Source organism: Cellulophaga tyrosinoxydans (assembly GCF_900176415.1).
Lineage (GTDB): Bacteria > Bacteroidota > Bacteroidia > Flavobacteriales > Flavobacteriaceae > Cellulophaga > Cellulophaga tyrosinoxydans.
In genome coordinates this window covers 1-21,139 of the sequence record NZ_FWXO01000005.1, presented here as the reverse complement: position 1 = coordinate 21,139, position 21,139 = coordinate 1, and the positions used below count along the sequence as shown (strand labels likewise).

Sequence of the window (21,139 nt, the reverse complement as noted above, 5' to 3'; positions counted from 1 at the left end):
ACCTAGAATATAAAAAAATCGTCATACTGATAAACGCTTTAAATTAATCAATTAAAAAACAATCAGTATGGATGCAGAAATTTTAATTCCAGTTAGCTTATTCTTAATGATTTTCGGAATCATTTATCTTTATTTTTCAACACGTAACAGAGAGCGCATGGCGCTAATTGAGAAAGGTGCGGATGCCAGTATTTTTTTAATGGGCAATAATCAAAACTCTTTACCTGTTTGGAAAATTTTTCTTTTGAATTTTGCTTGTTTACTTATCGGTATAGGCATGGCTATTTTTATAGCATCAATAATGGTCTATAATTTTGGGGTAGATAAAGGCGTAGCCTATCCAGGAACTATTTTCCTAATGGCTGGTATTGGACTTTTAGCAGGATTCTTCTTGACCAAAAAATTAGATAAATAATCCTAAACCTTATTTGAATTAAATTTAAAACCATTGTATTAGTTTACAATGGTTTTTTACCTTTATAACATGAAGGTAATCTCAACTAATTTAGGCAAACCGGTAACCTTTCTTTGGAATGGCAAAGAAGAGCAAACGGGCATTTTTAAATATCCCACTAATCATAAATTAGAATTAGGTAAATCTGATGTAAGCCACGATACCGTAATAGATCGCATACATCATGCTGGTGAAAATAAAGCCTGTTACTTATATTCCGCAGATCAATATCCGTATTGGAAAAATTTATACCCACATTTAGAATGGAACTGGGGAATGTTTGGGGAAAATTTAACCATAGAAGGGTTAGACGAATCTACAATTAGAATTGGAGATATTTACAAATTAGGCTCTGCCCTAGTGCAAATTTCACAACCTAGAGAACCTTGTTATAAATTAGGTGTACGTTTTAATGACCAAAAAGTTATTAAACAGTTTGTAAAACACAACTATCCTGGCACTTATGTGAAAATTTTAGAAACAGGAACCGTTACCATAAATGATGAAATGATATTGGTAAAAAAATCTGAAAGCACACTCACCATTAACCAATATTATGAGTTTTTGTTTGCCAAAACTAAAGATCCAGAAACAGTTGAAATTATTCTCGCAAATGATGCATTACCGGAATACAAAAAACAACGACTAAGAGACTCACTTAAATAACACTGAAGATTATGAAAAAAATTCTACTAATAGGTCTATGCCTTGTAAATCTTTATTCTTGTAAAGAGGAACCTAAAAAAGAAGCATTGGCCGTAACGGACAATAAAGCTTTCGATAGTATTTTAAATAATTACTATGAAGAAAGTTTAAAACTGTATCCTTTAAATGCTACTTTTCAAGGAGACTCTAGATATAATGATATTCTGCCTAATAATTTAACGGATGAATTTAGAGCTTCTGAAAAAGAATTCTACGCCAATTACAAGCAAAAAATCACAATAATAAAAGATGAAGCCCTTACGCCTAGTCAACAAATGAGTAAGGAAATTTTACTTTGGGAATGTGATCGTAATTTAGAGCGATTAACTTTTAGAGAAGATCTTCATCCAATAGATCAAATGTGGACCATGCAGCTCATGATGGGACAACTTGCTAGCGGCGGGTCTTCGCAACCGTTTAAGACAGTTCAAGATTATAAAAACTGGCTCTTACGTTTAAATGCATATGTAAATTGGTTAGAAACAGCCGAATTAAAAATGAAAGAAGGTATAAGCTTAGGAAATGTTCTACCTACATCTTTAATTAAGAAAGTTACTCCTCAATTATTAGAAATGACCAACCCGAATATTGAGGAGCATTTATTTTATAGTCCAATTAAGATTTTCCCTGAAACTTTTAGTACAGAAGAAAAAGAGCAACTTAAAGGGTATTATATAAGTATGATTAAGGAGAAGATAATTCCAAGTTATCAAAAATTATATGACTTTATGAATACCGAATATCTGGCAGCAGGAAGAAACACTAGTGGTATAGAAGGGATTCCGAATGGTAAGGAATACTACAATTATTCCATTAAACTTTATACCACAACAGATATGACTGCGGATGAAATACACCAGTTAGGTTTAAACGAGGTAGCCAGAATAGGTACTGAGATGGAAAAAGTAAAAAAAGAGGTTGGTTTTGAAGGTGATCTAAAAAGTTTCTTTGATTATGTCCGAAATAAAAAAGAATTAATGCCTTTTACTTCTCCAGAACAAGTCATTGCTAATTTTAATAAAATACATGCCAGAATGAAACCTCAAGTAGATAAATTATTTGGTAAGCAACCCAAAACACCTTTTGAGGTTCGTAGAACTGAGGCATTTAGAGAAGCATCAGCAAGCGCTGAATATAATCCTGGTTCTATAGATGGTACTAGACCTGGTATTTTTTATGTTCCAATACCTGATGTTAAAGCTTATAACATGTACTCCGATGAAGATTTATTTTTGCATGAAGCAATACCTGGGCATCATTTTCAGATTTCATTAACTCAAGAAAATGAAGACCTACCAAAATTCCGAAAAACCTTATGGTATAGTGCATATGGTGAAGGCTGGGCATTATACACGGAATCGTTAGGTAAAGAACTAGGCTTATATGCAGACCCATATCAATATTTTGGCATGCTTGGCGCAGAAATGCATAGAGCAATTCGTTTGGTAGTAGATACCGGATTACATGCTAAAGGATGGACACGTGAACAAGCTATTCAATATTCGTTAGACAACGAAGCGGAATCCGAAGCTAGTATTACTTCAGAAATAGAACGTTATATGGCAAATCCTGGGCAAGCCTTGTCTTATAAAATTGGTCAATTAAAAATAAGAGAGCTAAGAGCTACTGCTGAAAAAGAGTTAGGAGCTAAATTTGATATTAGAGAGTTTCACAATCAAGTACTCGAAACTGGCTGTGTACCATTGGCCTTACTGGAGAAAAAAATAACAGCATGGATTGCTACAGAAAAATAAAATTCTACCTAACATACCAAAAAGAAAAAGGGGAGCTAGCGCTCCCCTTTCGGTTTAAAAAAATTAACTCAACTTAACTTAAAACCAAAATCTTACTTGATACTTATATTTTCAGTGTAAATTCCATCTGCACTAGATACTGTAATGGTGTAACTACCCTTGTAAGCATTTTTAAAATTTAATGCTTTCTCAACAATAAGTTTATTTTCAACCATTTCTGAATGTAATAATCTATCACTAGCATCGTAAACTTTAACATCTACGTTTTTCATCTCTTGATTAAAGAAATTAATAAAAACCATACCTTCTTTAATTTTAAAGATTGGCTTAATAGTTTCTTTAGATTCTAAAACTGAAATAGCATCATCTTTAATTAATATAGTATATGCTATAACTTTCGTTGTTGAATCCATTTTCAAGGTATAAACACCCTCTTCAAGTTTACTTAAATCGTACTTTTTACGTAAATCGTTATTATTTAAATACCCTGAAGAATAGATTACATTATTTTCGCTATCTAGGAATTGTATTTTTGCGTCTTTAGATACTTTATCTAATTCAAAAACTAAACTTTTAGCCTCACTATCAGCTATTAATTTCATTTTTGGTTCATTGGCCATTGCTGTTACTGTATTAAATAATAAAGCTGCCATTACTGTAAATTTTAGAACTGTTTTCATAACTTCTTGTTTTTAAGGATTACTAAATTATTTACATGACAAATGTAGCGCCGAAAAGCGAAGGAAAGTAGTGCGCTTTTTTCCAATTTCTATGCTATTTTAACATAGGCATACTTACAATAATAACTTAACGTTAATATAACATATATTATAGGTAAATTTGCACATATTAAAGCAATTAGGCTTTTTTAATTTTATAAAGTAATTAAAAGAGGTATGATATTACAGAAACCTACTTTCGAAGTTATAGCTCCAGATTTTGGGCATTCTTTTACGTATCAAAAGTTCGATGAAAATAAAGTAAACGCAAACACCGTTTGGCATTATCATCCAGAAATAGAACTAGTATATATAAATGGTGGCTCGGGTAAACGGCAAATTGGCAGCCATGTATCTTATTACTCCGATGGTGATCTTATACTTATAGGTTCTAACTTACCGCATTGCGGATTTACCGATAGTTTCACCGGCAATAAAACCGAGACCGTTGTTCAAATGAAACAAGATTTTCTAGGGAATGACTTTTTTAATATTCCAGAAATGAAAAAAGTTCAGAACATTTTCGAGGTTTGCAAAGGTGGAATTGCTTTTTACGGTAAAACAAAAAAGAAGATTGGTGAAAAAATTGAAGTACTTGAATACCAAACCGATTTTCAACGTTTACTTTCTATCCTTAATATATTAAATGAATTAGGTAATTCTGATGAATTTAAAATATTGAATGCCGATGGTTTCTCTATGGAAGCCTCTATGAAAGACAATGACCGAATAAATATGGTTTTTAATTTTGTAAAAAATAACTTCAAAGAAGAAATAACTTTAGAAGAAATTGCAGACTTAACCAGTATGACGGTACCTTCATTTTGTCGCTATTTTAAAAAGATCACCAAAAAAACCTTTGTGCAATTTGTGAACGAATATAGATTAGTGCATGCTTCAAAACTATTAGCAGAAAAACCCATGAGTATTTCTGAAGTATCATTTGAAAGCGGATTTAATAACTTTTCGCACTTTAATAAGTCATTTAAACAGTTCACAGGTCAAAATCCGTCTGAATACAGAAACCAATTAAAGTCTGTTTTACAATAATGTTTTCTAATAATTCACCAATAAATTTAAACCTACCGGATAGTGATATCATTTATTATCCTAAATTTTTAAACGATGGTGAGGCATCGGAGTACTTCGAAGTAATAAAAAAAAATACGCCTTGGCAGCAAGACAACATTACTGTTTACGGTAAAAAGTATGCGCAACCAAGACTTACTGCATTATTTGGGAATAATGGAAAGCCTTACTCCTACTCAAATATAACTATGCAACCACATGAATTTACGGAAGAATTACTAGCTATTGGATCTAGAATTGAAACTATAACCAACATTAACTTTACAACTTGCCTATTAAACCTATACCGAGATGGTAAAGATAGTAATGGTTGGCATGCTGACAATGAAAAGGAATTAGGAAAAAATCCGATAATTGCCTCAGTAACATTAGGTCAAGAGCGCTTTTTTCATTTAAAACACAGAACCAATAAAAATCTGAAGTCCAAAATTCTTTTACAACATGGAAGTTTGTTAGTTATGCAAGGCGAAACACAACACCAGTGGTTACATCAAATTCCAAAAACTGCGAAACCTATTGGTGAACGCATAAACCTAACTTTCAGGATAATAAAGTGAAAAATTTTATTTAAAAATATCATTTAAAACTTGGGCTAAACGTAAACCGCCTTTTTGCAATTGCGTTTCTACCATTCCCCAATATTTATAACTATACTCGTATCCTAATTTTTCTCCAATTTCAACAGAACCATACAATTCATTTGCCAAATCTTGAGATTCTTCAACCCAAGTAAAAACATCACCTTTTTGTATTGCTTTTATTTCAGATTTATTAAGTTTAGGTAAGCTATTCGCTATTTCAGTAAAACTCATACCAAAATCATCAATCATATTGCTATCCCAAACCCTGTGCAAATTAGTTCCTTTTCCAAACCATTGTACTTGAATATCATTACCGCCTTTATCTTCCAATCTGCCTACATGCATTGGCTGATGCAAATCACCTACCAAATGAACTAGCAACTTTAAATAAAAAACACGGTCTTCCTCAGTGCTTTTTTCATCTTTAACTATTGATATACATTTTTGAATCCCTATGACAATATCTCCCTCTGGACTTGGCTCAACATCCGTATATTTTTTATCGGCAGGAAAATTCACGTAATGCCACGCGCTAAACTCCCTGTAGGCTTTATCTGCCTTAATATCATCCCCGTAGGTCGAAACCAGAGCAAGACTTTGACCATTTAATAATTTATCCAATGCTTTTCGAGCTTTTCTAGATAAATGTCTTTCTGCAACTTCTCCCGTAGTTCTATGTCCGGTTTTTGACCATTCAAAATCATTTGAGAATACCAATTGAATGGATAGGGTTAATAATAAAAGGGTAATTTTCTTCATCTTTTAATAATTTGCACAATATTTACTCCAAAAATAGACAATACAACTTTAACGCATTGTTAAGTCGTATATAGTTTTAAATATTTTTAACTAAAAACAAGTACTATTGATTTTTAAAAAAATTAAATCTCCAATTTTAAGATACCTTTTAGTGGTCTTATTAGCAGCTATAATTAGTATTTTGCTTTTTTTACTTAGTATTCGGTTTGGATTGTGGGGTAATATTCCAAGTAAAAAAGAATTGTCAAATTTAGAATATCAGAAAGCAAGTGAAGTATATTCTGCTGATAAAGTACTTATTGGAAAATTTTATTTGTTTGATAGACAACCCATTGCCTTTGAAGAATTCCCAAAATCATTACTAAATGCTCTTGTAGCTATAGAGGACGAACGATTTTATAATCATTCTGGTGTGGATTATCCAAGCCTTTTCCGAGTAGGTATTAAATCTGTTTTAATGCAAGACAAAAGTGCTGGAGGTGGGAGTACCATTACGCAACAATTAGCAAAAAATTTATATCCAAGAAAAGATCGTGATATAAAAAACCTCGCTATAAATAAAATAAAGGAAATGTTTATTGCTTCTAGACTAGAAGCTATGTACTCCAAAGAAGAAATATTATATCATTATCTAAATACGGTAAGTTTTGGAGATAACACTTTTGGTATTGAAAGTGCAGCATTAAAATTTTTCAACAAAAAAACAAAAGACTTAAAAATAGAGCAAGCTGCGGTACTAGTTGGAATGTTGAAAGCCACTTATGGGTACAATCCTAGAATACATCCTGAAAATAGTCTTAAACGTAGAAATCTAGTTTTTCAAGCTATGTATTCTAATGGCTTAATTAGCCAATCAGAAAAAGATAGCCTAAGTCAAATTCCACTAAAATTAAATTATAGAGAATTTAATTATAATGATGGAATTGCACCTTATTTCAGGGAAGAAGTACGCAAACAAATGACGGAATGGAGCAAAAATGAAAATGAAGGTGGGGCTGACTACAACATCTACACTTCTGGCTTAAAAATTTATACCACCTTAGATTATAAAATGCAAAAAATGGCAGAAGAAGCCATGAAGGAACATTTAACGGTCTTACAAAATAGTTTTGAAAAAAGCTTTGGCAAAAATGCTCCTTGGTTAACCAATAAATCCTTAATTACAAAACTAGTAAAACGCACAAATTCATATAAACAACTAAAAGAAAAGGGACTTTCAGAAAATCAAATATTGGATTCCCTATCTAAGAAAAAAAATATAACACTCGCAGATTGGGATGGGGAGAAAACATCCAGTGCTAGTACTATAGACAGTCTACAACATTATATGAAGTTTCTTAATACAGGATCACTAAGTATTGACCCAACAACAGGAGCAGTAAAAACATGGATAGGTGGTATTGATTTTAAATATTTTAAGTACGATCATATATCCCAAAGTAAGCGCCAAGTAGGTTCTACTTTTAAGCCTATTGTGTATACCGCAGCAATTGAAAAAGGCATTTCACCCTGTACCTATTTTTCTGCAGAAGAGGTTGCCTATAAAAATTTAAAAGGATGGTCGCCTAGTAATTCTGGAACTAAAGATGAAGCTTACCTCAACTATTCTATGGAAGAGGCCCTTAGCAATAGCGTTAATACTGTAGCAGTAAAAGTATTAGAAGAGGTAGGTATACTAGAGGTCATCCGCCAAGCTAATAAAATGGGAATAATAGAAAAGTTACCGAATGAACCATCATTAGCTCTTGGGACGGGAGAAATTAAAATCACTGAGTTGGCGGGAGCATATGCATCTTATGTAAATAACAGTAAACCCGTAGCGCCTTTTTTAATTCAGAAAATTACAAATAGTAAAGATGTTACTATTGCAGAATTCTCGCCAAAAGTTGCTGAAAAGGAAGCCTTTTCCGCAGATACAAGACAAATAATGATCGAAATGATGAAATCCACTATTAATTCTGGCACAGCATCTCGCATTCGAAGCAATTATAATTTAAATAATGATATTGCTGGAAAAACGGGAACAACTCAGAATAATAAAGACGCATGGTTTGTTGGGATTACTCCTAAACTAGTACACATAACTTGGGTAGGATTAGATAATCATGAACTTGGATTCAAAAGCACAAATCTTGGCCAAGGGGCGAATGCTGCTTTACCCATGTTTGCACTTTTTATGCAGAAATTGAACAAAGACAGTGCATTTAATTCTATCACCAAAGCAAAATTTGAAAAACCGAGCTCGGCAGTTTTAGAACTATTAGATTGTGATCCTGTAAAAAAAGACGGGTTCTTAAAACGTCTATTTAAAAATCCGGATAAAAAGAAGACCAAAAAATTTAAGGGGAATTAAATTAAAAGTATTATTTTCTAGCATCAATGTCATTAATATGTAGTTATGAAGTCACTCTTAATAATACTTTTTAGTTTATTAGTTTCACTTACCCTGTCGGCGCAAGAAATAACCGGTAAATGGTATGGTGTATTAAAAGTTCAAGGAATACAATTAAGTCTGGCTTTTAATGTAGAAAAAACGGATACTGGATTAGTATCAACCATGGATAGTCCAGATCAAAATGCATTTGGTATTCCTGTAACCAATACTGTTTTTGATAATTCAAAAATATCTTTTGAAGTTAAAAATGCAGCTATCCTATATCAAGGGGAGCTCGTAGGCAACGAAGTTAAAGGTGTATTTAAACAAGCAGGACAAGAATTTCCGTTGAATTTATCTAGAAAAGAAATAGAAAAAGAAATTCTTAAAAGACCACAAGAACCAAAAGAACCCTTTTCTTATTTTTCAGAAGAAGTTAATTTTGAGAATTCAAAAGCTAATATTTCATTAGCTGGCACATTAACTTTACCTAAGAATGAAGGTAATTATCCAATTGTAATTTTAATTTCTGGTAGTGGTCCACAAGATAGAAATGAAGAAATACTTGGACACAAACCTTTTCTGGTAATAGCTGATTATCTAACAAAAAACGGCATTGGAGTACTCCGTTTTGATGACAGAGGAGTCGGAAAATCTACAGGAAATTATGCCATTGCAACATCAGAAGATTTATCCACAGATGTTGAAAGTGCCATATCGTACATAAAATCAAGAGGAGACATTAATAAGAGCAGTATAGGTTTAATTGGACATAGTGAAGGCGGTTTAATTGCTCCAATGGTGGCAGCAAAAACAGCTGATGTAAACTTTATAGTGTCGTTAGCAGGGCCAGGAATTAGAGGTGATAAATTATTATTATTACAGCAAGAATTAATTTCACGTGTTTCTGGTGGCACAGAAGAAACTATTATAAAATCGCATGATTTAAATAAAAAAATCTTTGATTTAATTATTAAATCCAAAGATGAAGAAAGCGTAAAAGAAGAATTAATACCACTAATGACGGCATTACTTCAAGTAGATCCTAATTTTGCATCACTTGATGAAGATATTAAAAAGGAAGCTATTACTCAACACATACTACAATATACAAGTCCTTGGATGAGATATTTTATAAGCTATGACCCTGCACCAACTTTGGAAAAAGTTACATGCCCGGTATTGGCATTAAATGGCGCCAAGGATATGCAAGTTCCGGCTAAAGAAAACTTAAATGCAATCAAAAGTGCCTTAGAAAAAGGAGGAAATAAAAATGTTTACATAAAAGAGTTTGCAGAGGTTAATCATTTATTTCAAAAGTGCAGCTCAGGATCGCCAGCAGAGTATGCTACCATAGAGGAAACAATTGCGCCTTTAGTTTTAGAGGAAATTACCAATTGGATAACTACTCAACGTTTAAAAAGTGCCATAAGCGCTTCGAAAACAAAGAATTAAAAATCCAATGAAGTGATTTAAGATTTTATTAACAAATAAAACCTTTAAATTTGAGTACTAACTAAACTCAACTTAATGGCAAAATATCTTTGCTTATACTATATTTTATTATTTTCCATAATTGCTTCGAGCCAAAATAATGACAAAGCTTTTACTGTAAAGTTTATACCAGAAATACCTGAAATAGATGGTATACTCGATGAAGATGTATGGAATAATTCCGAAAGTGCTATAGGTTTTCAACAATATTTTCCTTCAGATTCTATTTTAGCCAAGCAAGACTCCGAAATAAAAATGTTCTATGATGGCATTACACTTTATATAGGCATTAGATTGGAATCTGCCGGAAACACTTATGTAATACCATCATTAAAACGCGATTTTAGAGCCGGAGGTAATGACAATATTAGTTTAATGTTTGATACTTTTAATGATGCTACAAATGCATTTCTTTTCGGTATAAACCCTTTTGGAGTTATACGAGAAGCCTTAATATCCAATGGAGGTGGAGAAAGTGGTGGATTTAATACGTCGTGGGATGTTAAATGGAAAGGCGAGGCAAAAGTTTTTGATAACTATTATACTGCGGAACTAGCTATTCCCCTCACCTCTTTTAAATTTAAAGAGGGCGAAACAAAATGGCGGTTTAATGCCTACAGGTTTGATACACAACAAAATGAAACCAGCACATGGGCAAGAATTCCTCAAAACCAGTCGATCTATGGATTGGCCTTCATGGGCGAAATGAAATTTGAAAAACCACTTGGAAAATATAGAACGCCTATTGCTATTATCCCTTATATTAATGGAATATCGCAAAAAGACTTTGAAAATGGCACGAATAAAACAAATCTAAAAGTTGGTGGTGATGCAAAGATTGCCATTGGCAATGGCATGAATCTAGATGTTACTCTAAATCCAGATTTTTCTAATGTTGAAGTAGATAACGTGTTTACCAATCTTACCCGTTTTGAAGTATCTTTGCCCGAAAAAAGACAGTTTTTTGTAGATAACAGCGATTTATTTTCAAGTTTTGGAGGAGGAAGAGATGCGAATCCATTTTTTTCAAGGCGAATAGGAATTGCAAAAGACAAAGATGACAACTCCATTGAAAATAGAATTATAGGTGGTGTTCGTTTAAGTGGAAAGCTGAGTAATGATTGGCGTTTAGGAGTACTGAATATTCAAACAGCTGAAGATTTAGAAAATGATATTCCATCGAACAACAATGCTATGCTTGCCATACAGAAAAAAGTATTCTCGCGCTCTAATATTGGTTTATTCTTTATTAATAGACAATCTTTTAAAAAGTACGACTTTGTTGCTCCAGAAGATACCTACAATAGAGTTTTAGGAATAGATTATAATTTAGCATCTGCCGATAATACGTGGAATGGTAAATTATACACACATAAATCCTTTGAACATAACGGCAGTAATAAAGACCTTTCTACAGGGGCATTCTTATCCTATAATACTAGACAATTAAACGTTTTTACAGATTGGGTATATATTGGCGAAGATTTTAGATCAGATTTAGGCTTTATAAGAAGAACTGATATTTTTAAATTCGTTACAGGTTTAGAACGTATTTACTGGCCAAATAGTGGAAAAATAAACAGACATAGTTTTGAGTTATTCCCCATTTTCACCTTAAGTCCTTCTTTAAACTTAAAAACAACTGATTACACTATTAAAGGATCTTGGGGCGCTGAATTTAAAAATCAGACCAAAATAAGTACCAGTATTGAGAATAATTTCACCTATTTAATTGAGGAATTTGATCCAAGCGGTGAAGATGATGCAATTCCACTACCAGCTGACAAAAATTACAGCTATAATATATTCTCTATTGAATATTCCTCTGATCGGAGAAAAGCATTTTCATATAAATTTGAACAAACTCTTGGCGAATTTTTTAATGGCAACCAATTTTCATTTGGCACAGAATTAAACTTACGAATACAACCTAAAGCCACTATTTCGTTGGCGATAAATTATGATCAAATAAAACTTCCTGAACCTTACTCAAGCGCTAATTTTTGGCTTATAAGCCCAAGTTTTGATTTTACTTTTAGCAAATCAATTTTTTGGTCCACTTTAGTACAATATAGTAATCAAAGAGATAATCTAGGTTTCAACTCTAGACTACAATGGCGTTTTGCTCCACTTTCAGATTTGTTTATTGTTTATAATGATAATTACTTTGTGAATAGTTTTGAACCGAGAAATAGGTCTATAAATTTAAAATTCACTTATTGGTTAAACATATAAACTAAAAGAATATTTACTGCATATATAAAGCACATTAAAACTACTAAAAATTGAATTACAAAATATTATGCTCAGATTTAGATGGAACGCTACTTTCAACAAAAAGTGATGTCTCTGAAGCAACAATCACTGAAATTTACAGAATAAAAGAAAAAATTAAGGTGGTTTTAGTTTCCGCTAGAATGCCAAAATCTATGACCTATTTACAAGAAAGACTAGGCATAGAACACGAACCGATTATATGTTATAATGGTGCGTTGGTATTGGATCAAAACAAGGAGTTAAATTCTGTTACAATAGCCATTTCTACCCTAAAATCGGTATATCAGTTAGCAGAAAAACACAACATAAAACTTGGCCTGTATTACAAAGATGAATGGTATGTAGAAGAATCATCAGAGCGAGTAGAAAAAGAAATAAACTACACTAAGGCTTACCCAACTTTTCGAAAAACCACTGATACTTTTTACGATTGGAAAACCAGAAAAATTAGTGGTGCCCATAAAATTATGCTAATGGGTACAAAAGAAACATGTGATGCTATATATTCACAATTAGAAGATAAATTTCATAAGGATATTGCTATTTACCGATCTAATGATACCCTAATTGAACTTGCCCCCAAAAGTGTTTCTAAACTTTCAGCCATTCAACTATTACTTTCTCAAAATCAAACATTAGAAGATATAATTGCTTTTGGCGATAATTATAATGACTTAGAAATGCTAAAACAGGTTGGTTGTGGTGTTGCTGTGGCCAATGCTCGAGAAGAAGTAAAAGCCATTGCTAATTTTGTTACCGCAAGTAATACTGAACATGGTGTTGCAAAGTTTATTAAAGAACATGTTATAGTTTAATTATATTTGAAAAATCTACCAATATAACACATATGCAAAAAGTAATTTTACCAGAACCTTTAATCACAAATGATACTGTTGTTTTTGGCCTTTTGGCGCTTTGTTTAGGAATTATTTTTTATACCTCTTCAATCAAAACAGGGTTTTGGTCAAAATTTTATTCTTTTGTTCCTGCGGTATTAATGTGTTATGCCTTACCTGCAATTTTAGCGTCTACAGGAGTAATAGCAGAAGTTTGGCACACCGTAGATATTAATGGCAATATTTCTGAACATAACTCCAATTTATATTTTGTAGCCAGTAGATATCTGCTACCAGCTGCCTTAGTTTTAATGACTTTAAGTATAGATCTTAAAGCAATTGCTAATTTAGGTTCCAAAGCACTTATTATGTTTTTAACCGGTACCGTTGGGATTATTATTGGAGGTCCAATTGCTATCCTCATTGTATCTATATTCTCACCAGAAACAGTTGGGGGAAATGATTTTGATGCCGTATGGCGTGGATTATCAACTATAGCGGGTAGTTGGATCGGTGGTGGAGCTAACCAAGCAGCTATGTACGAAGTATTTAATTACAACCCTTCAAAGTATGGGGCAATGGTACTTGTTGATATAGCGGTAGCAAATATTTGGATGGCCGTATTATTATTTGGTGTTGGTAAAACCGCTAAAATAGATCGATGGTTAAAAGCCGATACTTCTGCTATTGAAACTTTAAAACAAAAGGTAACTGCTTTTTCTGAGAAAATAACTCGCGTTCCTACGTTAAATGATTATATGATGATGCTTTGTTTTGCATTCGCAGCAGTTGGAATAGCACATTTTTTTGGTGATTCTATAAGCGACTTTCTTGTAAACAACGTTCCTGCCGTTGCAGACCCAATTAATTTCTTATCCTTTCTAGGTTCTAATTTCTTTTGGATGGTGGTAATAGCCACAATTGTTGGTGTTGCATTATCGTTTACCAAGGCAAAAAATTATGAAGGTGCAGGCGCAAGTAAAATTGGCGGTATGTTTATTTACATTTTAGTTGCAACTATAGGTATGAAGGTAGATATAGCTCAAGTTTTAGAAAATCCGGGTTTAATAATGGTAGGTATAATTTGGATTAGTATTCATGCAATATTACTTATTATCGTTGCTAAATTAATTAAGGCGCCTTATTTTTTCTTGGCAGTTGGGAGTCAAGCAAATGTAGGTGGTGCAGCCTCTGCTCCAGTGGTTGCTGCAGAATTTCATCCATCTTTAGCTTCTGTGGGTGTACTATTGGCAGTATTTGGATATGTAGTTGGTACCGGAGGCGCATTGCTATGTGCATACCTTATGGAGATAGCCTCTAACTTATAAAAATGTGTATAAAATCTTGTAGTATACAGTATAATTGTCCGCAGGAAATGAAAAAAATAATGATATTTGCCCCTCAAAATTAAAAACATGAAGAAACTACTTTTTATGTCCTTAATAGGACTTTTATTAATTTCCTGCTCAGGAGATTCTAAGGATACAATGATTGTGAATGGTACAGTAAAAGGATTAAAAAAAGGAAAACTTTATCTACAGCATTTACAAGATACTACATTAGTTGTTTTAGATTCATTGGAAATAAAAGGTAATGGTGACTTTAACTTTGAAACCAACATTGAAAGTCCAGATATTTATTATTTATACCTTGATAAAAACGATTTTAATGATGTCAATGATAGAATTACCTTTTTTGGTGAACCTGGCACCATTACTATAAATACCATTTGGGATGCCTTCGATACGGAAGCAAAAATAACGGGCTCTAAGTCCAATGAAAAATTTGAAGAGTACAAAAAAGGCATGACGCGCTACAACACCAAAAATTTAGAATTATTACAAGCTAGATTTGATCCAAAGGTTAAGAAAGATTCATTAACCCTAGATTCTTTAGCTAAACAAGGTGATAAAAATGTGTACCGAAGCTATGCTTATGCTTTAAATTTTGCCCTTAACAACAAAGATTCTTATGTGGCTCCATATATTGCTGTAAGAGAAGTTGGAGATGCTAATGTTAAGTATTTAGATTCTATAAGTAAAATGCTAACGCCAGAAGTAGCTGCATCAAAATATGGTAAAGAATTAAAAAAATATCTTGAAGATCTAAAAAAGAAGAATTAACTATAGATTTTAAATTAAATAAAAAAGCATCCAACTAAGTTGGATGCTTTTTTATTTATAATGATAACTTTAAAATATTATCCTAATTTGTTTAATTTTTCAACTAAAGTAGTTGCTTTTTCTTCTAATTCAGCTTTAACAGCATTTAAATGCTTGCCTCTTTTTTCAACACTTTTCTGATTTACTTTTGCAATTAAATCATCAAAAGTATTGATTGCTTCATCTATTAATGCAGAGCCTTCTTTAGAACTTTTTTTACCATTTGAAGCTTCCCAAAAATATACTGCTTCTATAATATCACCTAAAACGTAATTGATATCTTTTTTTAAATCTTTTATACTTGCCATTGTTACTAATTTAATTTCTTTTTTGCAAAAGTACTCTTTTTAAAAGTATATGAATCTTAATAGTTCATTTTTTAAATAGTAACTTCTAAAAGAGTTACATCTGTAGTTTCTATTGTAATGTTTTTAGAATTTGCAGGCAACAAAACTGTTTCTCCTTTTTTAACTTTAGCTGTTCCCAAATCATTACTTATTGTAGCAGAACCACCTACACACATGTATATGGTAAATGAATCACGCTGTGTAACATCTTGACTTAAACTGTCGTTTAAATTAATATAGTTAGTTTTAAAATACGGACAGTTCACCATTTCATTAACAACATTTTTATGTTTGTCGTAGGCAACAATGAAATCATCTTTCTTTTCATAATCCATTGCATCCAATGCCAAATCAGTATGTAGTTCTCTGTAATTACCATCTTTATCTTTTCTATTAAAGTCAAATACACGGTAAGTAACATCTGAAGTTTGCTGAATTTCGGCTAAAACTACACCTGCTCCAATGGCATGAATTTTACCCGTATTAATAAAAAATGTATCCCCTTCTTTTACTTTTTCATAATTCATTAAATCTATTAAAGTATCGTTCTCAATACTCTTTTGATACTCTTCTTTGGTTACCGTTTTATTAAAACCAACAATAAGACTTGCATCTTTATCGGCATCCATTATATACCACATTTCGGTTTTACCAAATGAGTTGTGACGCTCCTTTGCTAATTGATCATTTGGATGTAATTGAATAGATAAATCCTGCTTGGCATCTATAAATTTAATAAGAATTGGAAATTCTTTTCCAAATCGCTCCACTACACTTTTCCCTAGCAAAGCTTCTGCATTTGTATCTATTAAATCTTGTAAAGAGGAGCCCGCTAATGCACCATTAGCCACAACAGAGATGTCTCCTTTAACGGTTGACAACTCCCAGCTTTCGCCTGTTATATCATTTTCTATTGGCTTTCCAAAAATATCGCCAAGTTTAGAGCCACCCCAAAGGCGCTCTTTAAGAATAGGGTTAAATTTTAACGGATACAAATTCATGAAATAATAATTAGAATAATTTAAATTATAAGGTATTTCCTACATATGTAACGAAATTTCTAGGAGTCTCGTATAATACCACCTCAAGATCTTTAGAATTATCAATATGCGGTCTTAGTTTATCCCAAATAACGACCGCAATATTCTCCGCGGTTGGATTCAAATTTTTGAACTCTGGGACTTCAATATTTAAATTTTTATGATCAAAAGCGTCTTCAATTTCACTTTTAATTAGATCTTTTAAAACTTTCACATCTATTACAAAACCTGTTTCTGGGTCTATTTCTCCAGTAACACTTACAATTAATTCGTAATTATGACCATGAAAATTTGGATTGTTACAGAGCCCAAAAATTGCATCGTTTTTTTCAAAACTCCAATCAGGTCTATATAATCTATGAGCGGCATTAAAATGTGCTTTTCTACTAACCTTTACTTTCATGATTCAAATTTATGTTTAGTTATATGGCTATAGAATTTTTCGAAAATAATTTTGAACCAAGCAGTATACGCATTTGGATTTTCAGCAATATCTTCTTTAATTGCCTCAGGTTTCATCCATTTCCAATCCGCAACTTCCTCTTGGTTTATTATCGGAGCATTATCGTAGTATCCCACCATTACATGATCTAATTCATGTTCCGTAAGTCCGTTATCAAAAGGAGCTTTATAAATAAATGAAAACAGTTCTTTTAAGTCTGCTGTAAATCCCATTTCTTCTTGAAGCCGTCTCTTACCAGCTTCAATATTGGTTTCTCCTACTCGTTGATGACTGCAACACGTATTTGTCCATAGCAATGGAGAATGGTATTTGTGAGCAGCTCGTTGTTGCAGCATGGTCTCACCATTTTTATTCATAATAAAAACAGAAAAGGCTCTGTGCAAAACAGCTTTTTCATGAGCTTCCATTTTTGGCATAGTACCAATTTGCTCATCTAAATGATTGACAAGTATTACGTGTTCTTCCTTCAAGTTATTTTCTTTTTCTTAGCAATAGTGATTTTCATCACTCTTACAAAAATAACATCTTTAAAGGATTTATAAAGATTTACTAAAAAATAAATACTTCTGGCAAATTGCCTTCCTACCCAAAAATTTTATAAACCAAAAGATTAAAAGAATCTAGGTGATTTTAGGTTGCCTTTTGTTTTGATGAAATCATATCTTAAAATAACTTCAAAAGAACCATTATTAAATCGTGTACTTCCAAGATCAGTAATTTCCCTATCGTAAGCAATACCTATAAGAAATTCGTTAGACAAATTAAAACCTAGCATACCACTTAATGCAGCGTCCCATCGGTAGGCAGCTCCAAGTATAAACTTATCATTAAGCATAAAATTAGCAGACAAGTCTACTTGTAATGGTGCTCCTTGAACAACCTTAGTTAGTAATGTGGGTTTAAACTTTAAGAAAGGGTTTAATTCCCATACATAACCTGTAATTAAATAAAAATTCATCTGCTCTTTTGCTGTAGATAAGGAGGAAGAGTCAAAATGAGAAGTTTCTAATATTCTTGGTACTGAAACACCTAAATAAAATTTATCGGTATGGTAGTAAACACCAGCACCAACGTTAGGTGACAATCTATTATCTATATCTTGCTGCAATGTTTGGTCCGAAGCATATTGATTTAATTCAGAAAACCTTACATCCAATAAATTAATACTTCCCTTTAACCCAAAACTAACCTTACCCTCAGAACTCACGGGGATGGTATAGGAAAAATCAACATCAAAATTAGTCTCTGAAGTTGGTCCTATTTTATCGTTTACTATTGAAAATCCTAAACCAACCCCTTTATAGCCTATTGGTGAGTGAATATTAAGAGTTTGTGTTACCGGCGCACCTTCTAAGCCTACCCATTGCGATCTGTGCAACGCTCCAATGCTCATATGCCCTCTAGAACCTGCATAACCCGGGTTTACACTTACGGTATTATACATGTATTGAGTGTACTGCGCATCTTGTTGCGCAAGTGCAATGTTACCGCTGAGCAATCCTATAAAACATAGCACTGCAAAAAGGTATTTATAATAGGTTTTATTATGATTTGGGGTTTTCATTCTATCTATTTATGTATAAATATCCTGTTTTTGATTTCATGTTATTTGTTCCGTCTTCGTAATCCAAAATATAGAAATAGGTACCTACAGGCAATTTATTATCCTTGTCAATAGTTACGCGTCCATTTGATGTACCATCAAATACATTCCCTTGTGTATTATAAGCCTTTGTTACATACACTAAAACTCCCCATCTATTATAAATTTTGATGGTATTATTAGGGAAATTCTCTAATCCTGCAATGGTTAAAACGTCGTGTACTCCATCTCCGTTTGGTGTGACAACATTAAACACTTCTACTTCATCTCCACCAGTAACTACTAAATCAGGATCTAAATAATTTGGAATACCATTACCGTTAACATCATCATTTGCATAATCTCCGTCTAGATTTACATCCTCGTCAATAGTTAATATTCCATCATCGTCATCATCGGTATCTCTATAATCTGATTCGTCATCATTATCTGTATTTGGTAAATCTGAGTATGGATCATTTATTTCATCATTAACGTCAATATCAATCACAGTATTGCCTTCATAACCATCATCCAATCCGTCATTATCTTTATCTGAACCTGTGAATACTACATCTGGTATACCATCGTGGTCATGATCATGTGCCTCGATATTATCAGGAACATTGTCATTATCACTATCGTCATCCAAATAATCTGGTAAATCTGCATTATCAGTATTTACAGGAATTATACCTAGATTACCATTTTGTTCGTACGCATCATCAAGCCCGTTATCATTAGCATCAACTCCACTTGGCGCAATATAATCTGCTGTAGTTTGTGCTTCAACGTTATCTGGAATACCGTCATCATCACTATCAATATCTAAATAATCCGGAATACCATCTCCATCAGAATCTGTAGGGTTTGTAGACGGATCATTATCACCATCAGTATTTAAATCTTCCCATGCATCTAAAATGCCATCATCATCACTATCCAGATCAACTGTACTTGTAATTAGTATAGTAATTGTTGATGTACTACAATTTCCAAGAGTATCACAAACTGTATAATCAAATGAATCTGTACCATAAAAATCTAAATTAGGTGTATATGTAAGCACATCATCCGATGGGTCATTTGGCGTACCATTATCATCAAGAACCACTCTACCATTAATTGGAGCCGTAGTTGTAAAGGTTCCTATAGTAGGAATATCGTTATCATTTGCTGCCCAATTATCTATTGTTATAGGCTGATTTTCATCTGTAGTAACAACATCATCATTTGTGTCTACAATTGGCAATACATCTACTACTACTGTAGCAGTACTGCAATCTCCAAAGGAATTACAGATGGTATAAGTAAAGGTATCCTGACCATTAAAATCTGGATCTGGTGTATAGGTAACTACATCATCAGAAGGATTATTAGGAGTACCATTATCATCTATCGTAATGGTACCATTCGTTGGATTCGAAGTTGTTAAAGTACCTAAAATGGGCAAATCAGCGTCATTAGCAAAAATATCAACCACTACCGATGAATCTTCATCCACTGTTACTGTGTCATCCATTAGGTTACTAGCCTGACTCATACAAACCACAGTAAAAGAAGGAAGATTTTTAGAATTTCCTGCTTTCAAAAGCGTAGCAATATACTTTTCCACATCCTTAGTGGCTAAAATTTGTGGTGCTGTTTGGCTTCCTGTCAATGCAGGACTCCAAGTAATAGTTGCTCCAACAGGAACATTAGCTGAAATATCTAAGGTAACCTCATTATTTGGAGATTCGCAATCGGTTAGAATAAAATAACTAGTCGCATTTTTACCACATACTGTACCATCGTAGGTTGCAAAATAAACTCCAGGTTGATTTACTTCATAGAAAAAATCAGTTCCTAATACAGTGTTTGTATCTTCGGCATTGTACCATCTATAATTATTTTCATCCGTACTATTCGGTGCTTGTAGTAAAAATTGTGCACTCACCAAATTGGAACAAAATAGTCCGATTAGGATTGCGAATACAAGCTTATATGTGTTGTTTGATTTCAAACTCTTATTTTCTTTTATTCGCTTAAATTATTTTACTACAAAAACTACGTTTATTAATGAATTATAACTACTTGGAGGTGCAGTTACGGTTAATGTTAATTTACCATCTGCAGTTATAACCATTGCAGAAGGTCCTGTTGTCGCGGTAGTATTAAAAACCGTAGGATCAGCATATGTAACATAATAGTATAATTCTGTTGCCCCATAAGTTGGAATTGCAGCAGGTGCTCCTGCACTACCACGCAATGGAGAACCAAATTGTGCGATATATTGTGCATACAAGTCTATTGTTCGCGTTCCTGTTGTTGAAGCATCTACCTCTATTGAAGGTGGATAGAAAATTCTTGCAGCTTTAGAAGTAATTGGTGCTATCGCATCAATAACCTGTTTTACAGTCGTCTCCGTTGTAAATCCTTGGGCTGCAGACTTACCTGCATCATCAACATCAATTGCCGTTCTTAACTGAACTTCATCATCAAACTGATCATCTGTATTTACTCC

General features: G+C 32.9%; 20 protein-coding genes. 11 read left to right on the top strand and 9 right to left on the bottom strand.

The genetic code is table 11. The annotated features are described in order from the left end of the window. Window positions 1–67: 67 nt before the first annotated feature. The 3 genes from B8963_RS13365 (at window position 68) to B8963_RS13355 (ending at window position 2,913) form a co-directional block, all read left to right on the top strand. Entirely contained in the window at window positions 68–415 is a 348-nt protein-coding gene (locus B8963_RS13365) for a DUF6249 domain-containing protein (RefSeq protein ID WP_084062245.1), read from the top strand. Window positions 416–484: 69 nt separating this feature from the next. Further along, the gene (locus tag B8963_RS13360) at window positions 485–1,120 is read left to right on the top strand and encodes an MOSC domain-containing protein (protein WP_200810843.1); all 636 of its coding nucleotides are present in this window, start codon (window positions 485–487) and stop codon (window positions 1,118–1,120) included. 11 nt (window positions 1,121–1,131) lie between these two features. Beyond that, window positions 1,132–2,913 (top strand): DUF885 domain-containing protein, encoded by a 1,782-nt coding sequence (locus B8963_RS13355; RefSeq protein WP_084062243.1) that lies wholly within the window; start codon window positions 1,132–1,134, stop codon window positions 2,911–2,913. Window positions 2,914–3,005: 92 nt separating this feature from the next. On the opposite strand, the gene B8963_RS13350 is transcribed toward B8963_RS13355, so the two are convergent. Further along, window positions 3,006–3,593, bottom strand: a complete 588-nt coding sequence (locus B8963_RS13350) for a hypothetical protein (protein WP_084062242.1) — start codon at window positions 3,591–3,593, stop codon at window positions 3,006–3,008. Window positions 3,594–3,809: 216 nt separating this feature from the next. Here B8963_RS13350 and B8963_RS13345 point away from each other — a divergent pair, with 216 nt between their 5' ends. Then, on the top strand, window positions 3,810–4,682 hold the full coding sequence (locus tag B8963_RS13345; protein WP_084062241.1) for an AraC family transcriptional regulator: 873 nt from the start codon (window positions 3,810–3,812) through the stop codon (window positions 4,680–4,682). Next, window positions 4,682–5,278, top strand: coding sequence for an alpha-ketoglutarate-dependent dioxygenase AlkB family protein (locus B8963_RS13340; protein ID WP_084062238.1), 597 nt, complete (start codon window positions 4,682–4,684; stop codon window positions 5,276–5,278). Before B8963_RS13345 ends, B8963_RS13340 begins: the two co-directional genes overlap by 1 nt. 6 nt (window positions 5,279–5,284) lie before the next feature. On the opposite strand, the gene B8963_RS13335 is transcribed toward B8963_RS13340, so the two are convergent. After that, the gene (locus B8963_RS13335; RefSeq protein ID WP_084062236.1) at window positions 5,285–6,061 is read right to left on the bottom strand and encodes a S1/P1 nuclease; all 777 of its coding nucleotides are present in this window, start codon (window positions 6,059–6,061) and stop codon (window positions 5,285–5,287) included. 106 nt (window positions 6,062–6,167) lie between these two features. On the opposite strand from B8963_RS13335, the gene B8963_RS13330 reads away from it, so the two are divergent. The 6 genes from B8963_RS13330 (at window position 6,168) to B8963_RS13305 (ending at window position 15,165) form a co-directional block, all read left to right on the top strand. Beyond that, window positions 6,168–8,414 (top strand): transglycosylase domain-containing protein, encoded by a 2,247-nt coding sequence (locus B8963_RS13330; RefSeq protein WP_084062234.1) that lies wholly within the window; start codon window positions 6,168–6,170, stop codon window positions 8,412–8,414. Between the two features lie 45 nt (window positions 8,415–8,459). Next, window positions 8,460–9,890 carry an alpha/beta hydrolase family protein gene (locus tag B8963_RS13325; protein WP_084062231.1) on the top strand — a complete coding sequence of 477 codons (1,431 nt, stop codon included), beginning with the start codon at window positions 8,460–8,462 and terminating at the stop codon, window positions 9,888–9,890. Between the two features lie 75 nt (window positions 9,891–9,965). Next, complete coding sequence (locus B8963_RS13320) at window positions 9,966–12,164, top strand: DUF5916 domain-containing protein (protein ID WP_084062228.1); 2,199 nt, start codon at window positions 9,966–9,968, stop codon at window positions 12,162–12,164. Between the two features lie 50 nt (window positions 12,165–12,214). Continuing rightward, on the top strand, window positions 12,215–13,021 hold the full coding sequence (locus tag B8963_RS13315) for a Cof-type HAD-IIB family hydrolase (protein ID WP_084062225.1): 807 nt from the start codon (window positions 12,215–12,217) through the stop codon (window positions 13,019–13,021). Between the two features lie 32 nt (window positions 13,022–13,053). After that, window positions 13,054–14,370 (top strand): DUF819 family protein, encoded by a 1,317-nt coding sequence (locus B8963_RS13310; RefSeq protein ID WP_084062222.1) that lies wholly within the window; start codon window positions 13,054–13,056, stop codon window positions 14,368–14,370. Between the two features lie 87 nt (window positions 14,371–14,457). Next, a complete protein-coding gene (locus tag B8963_RS13305) occupies window positions 14,458–15,165 on the top strand; it encodes a DUF4369 domain-containing protein (protein WP_200810842.1) in 708 nt (235 codons plus the stop codon). A gap of 77 nt (window positions 15,166–15,242) precedes the next feature. Here the strand turns inward: B8963_RS13305 and B8963_RS13300 are convergent, their stop codons facing one another. The 7 genes from B8963_RS13300 to B8963_RS15970 all read right to left on the bottom strand — a co-directional run. Beyond that, window positions 15,243–15,512, bottom strand: a complete 270-nt coding sequence (locus B8963_RS13300) for a hypothetical protein (protein WP_084062216.1) — start codon at window positions 15,510–15,512, stop codon at window positions 15,243–15,245. Window positions 15,513–15,583: 71 nt separating this feature from the next. Further along, window positions 15,584–16,546: a type I phosphomannose isomerase catalytic subunit gene (locus tag B8963_RS13295; protein ID WP_084062577.1), complete on the bottom strand. Its 963-nt coding sequence runs from the start codon at window positions 16,544–16,546 to the stop codon at window positions 15,584–15,586. Between the two features lie 31 nt (window positions 16,547–16,577). After that, window positions 16,578–16,994 (bottom strand): 6-pyruvoyl trahydropterin synthase family protein, encoded by a 417-nt coding sequence (locus tag B8963_RS13290; RefSeq protein WP_084062213.1) that lies wholly within the window; start codon window positions 16,992–16,994, stop codon window positions 16,578–16,580. Beyond that, window positions 16,991–17,524, bottom strand: a complete 534-nt coding sequence (gene idi / locus B8963_RS13285; protein WP_084062210.1) for an isopentenyl-diphosphate Delta-isomerase — start codon at window positions 17,522–17,524, stop codon at window positions 16,991–16,993. The genes B8963_RS13290 and idi overlap by 4 nt, the downstream gene beginning before the upstream one ends. A gap of 140 nt (window positions 17,525–17,664) precedes the next feature. Continuing rightward, window positions 17,665–18,618 (bottom strand): PorP/SprF family type IX secretion system membrane protein, encoded by a 954-nt coding sequence (locus tag B8963_RS13280; protein WP_084062207.1) that lies wholly within the window; start codon window positions 18,616–18,618, stop codon window positions 17,665–17,667. 1 nt (window position 18,619) lies between these two features. Further along, window positions 18,620–20,638 (bottom strand): Ig-like domain-containing protein, encoded by a 2,019-nt coding sequence (locus tag B8963_RS13275; protein WP_084062204.1) that lies wholly within the window; start codon window positions 20,636–20,638, stop codon window positions 18,620–18,622. A 27-nt stretch (window positions 20,639–20,665) separates the two neighbouring features. Then, window positions 20,666–21,139 (bottom strand): hypothetical protein (locus B8963_RS15970; RefSeq protein ID WP_084062202.1); only part of this gene is annotated, 474 nt, incomplete at its 5' end.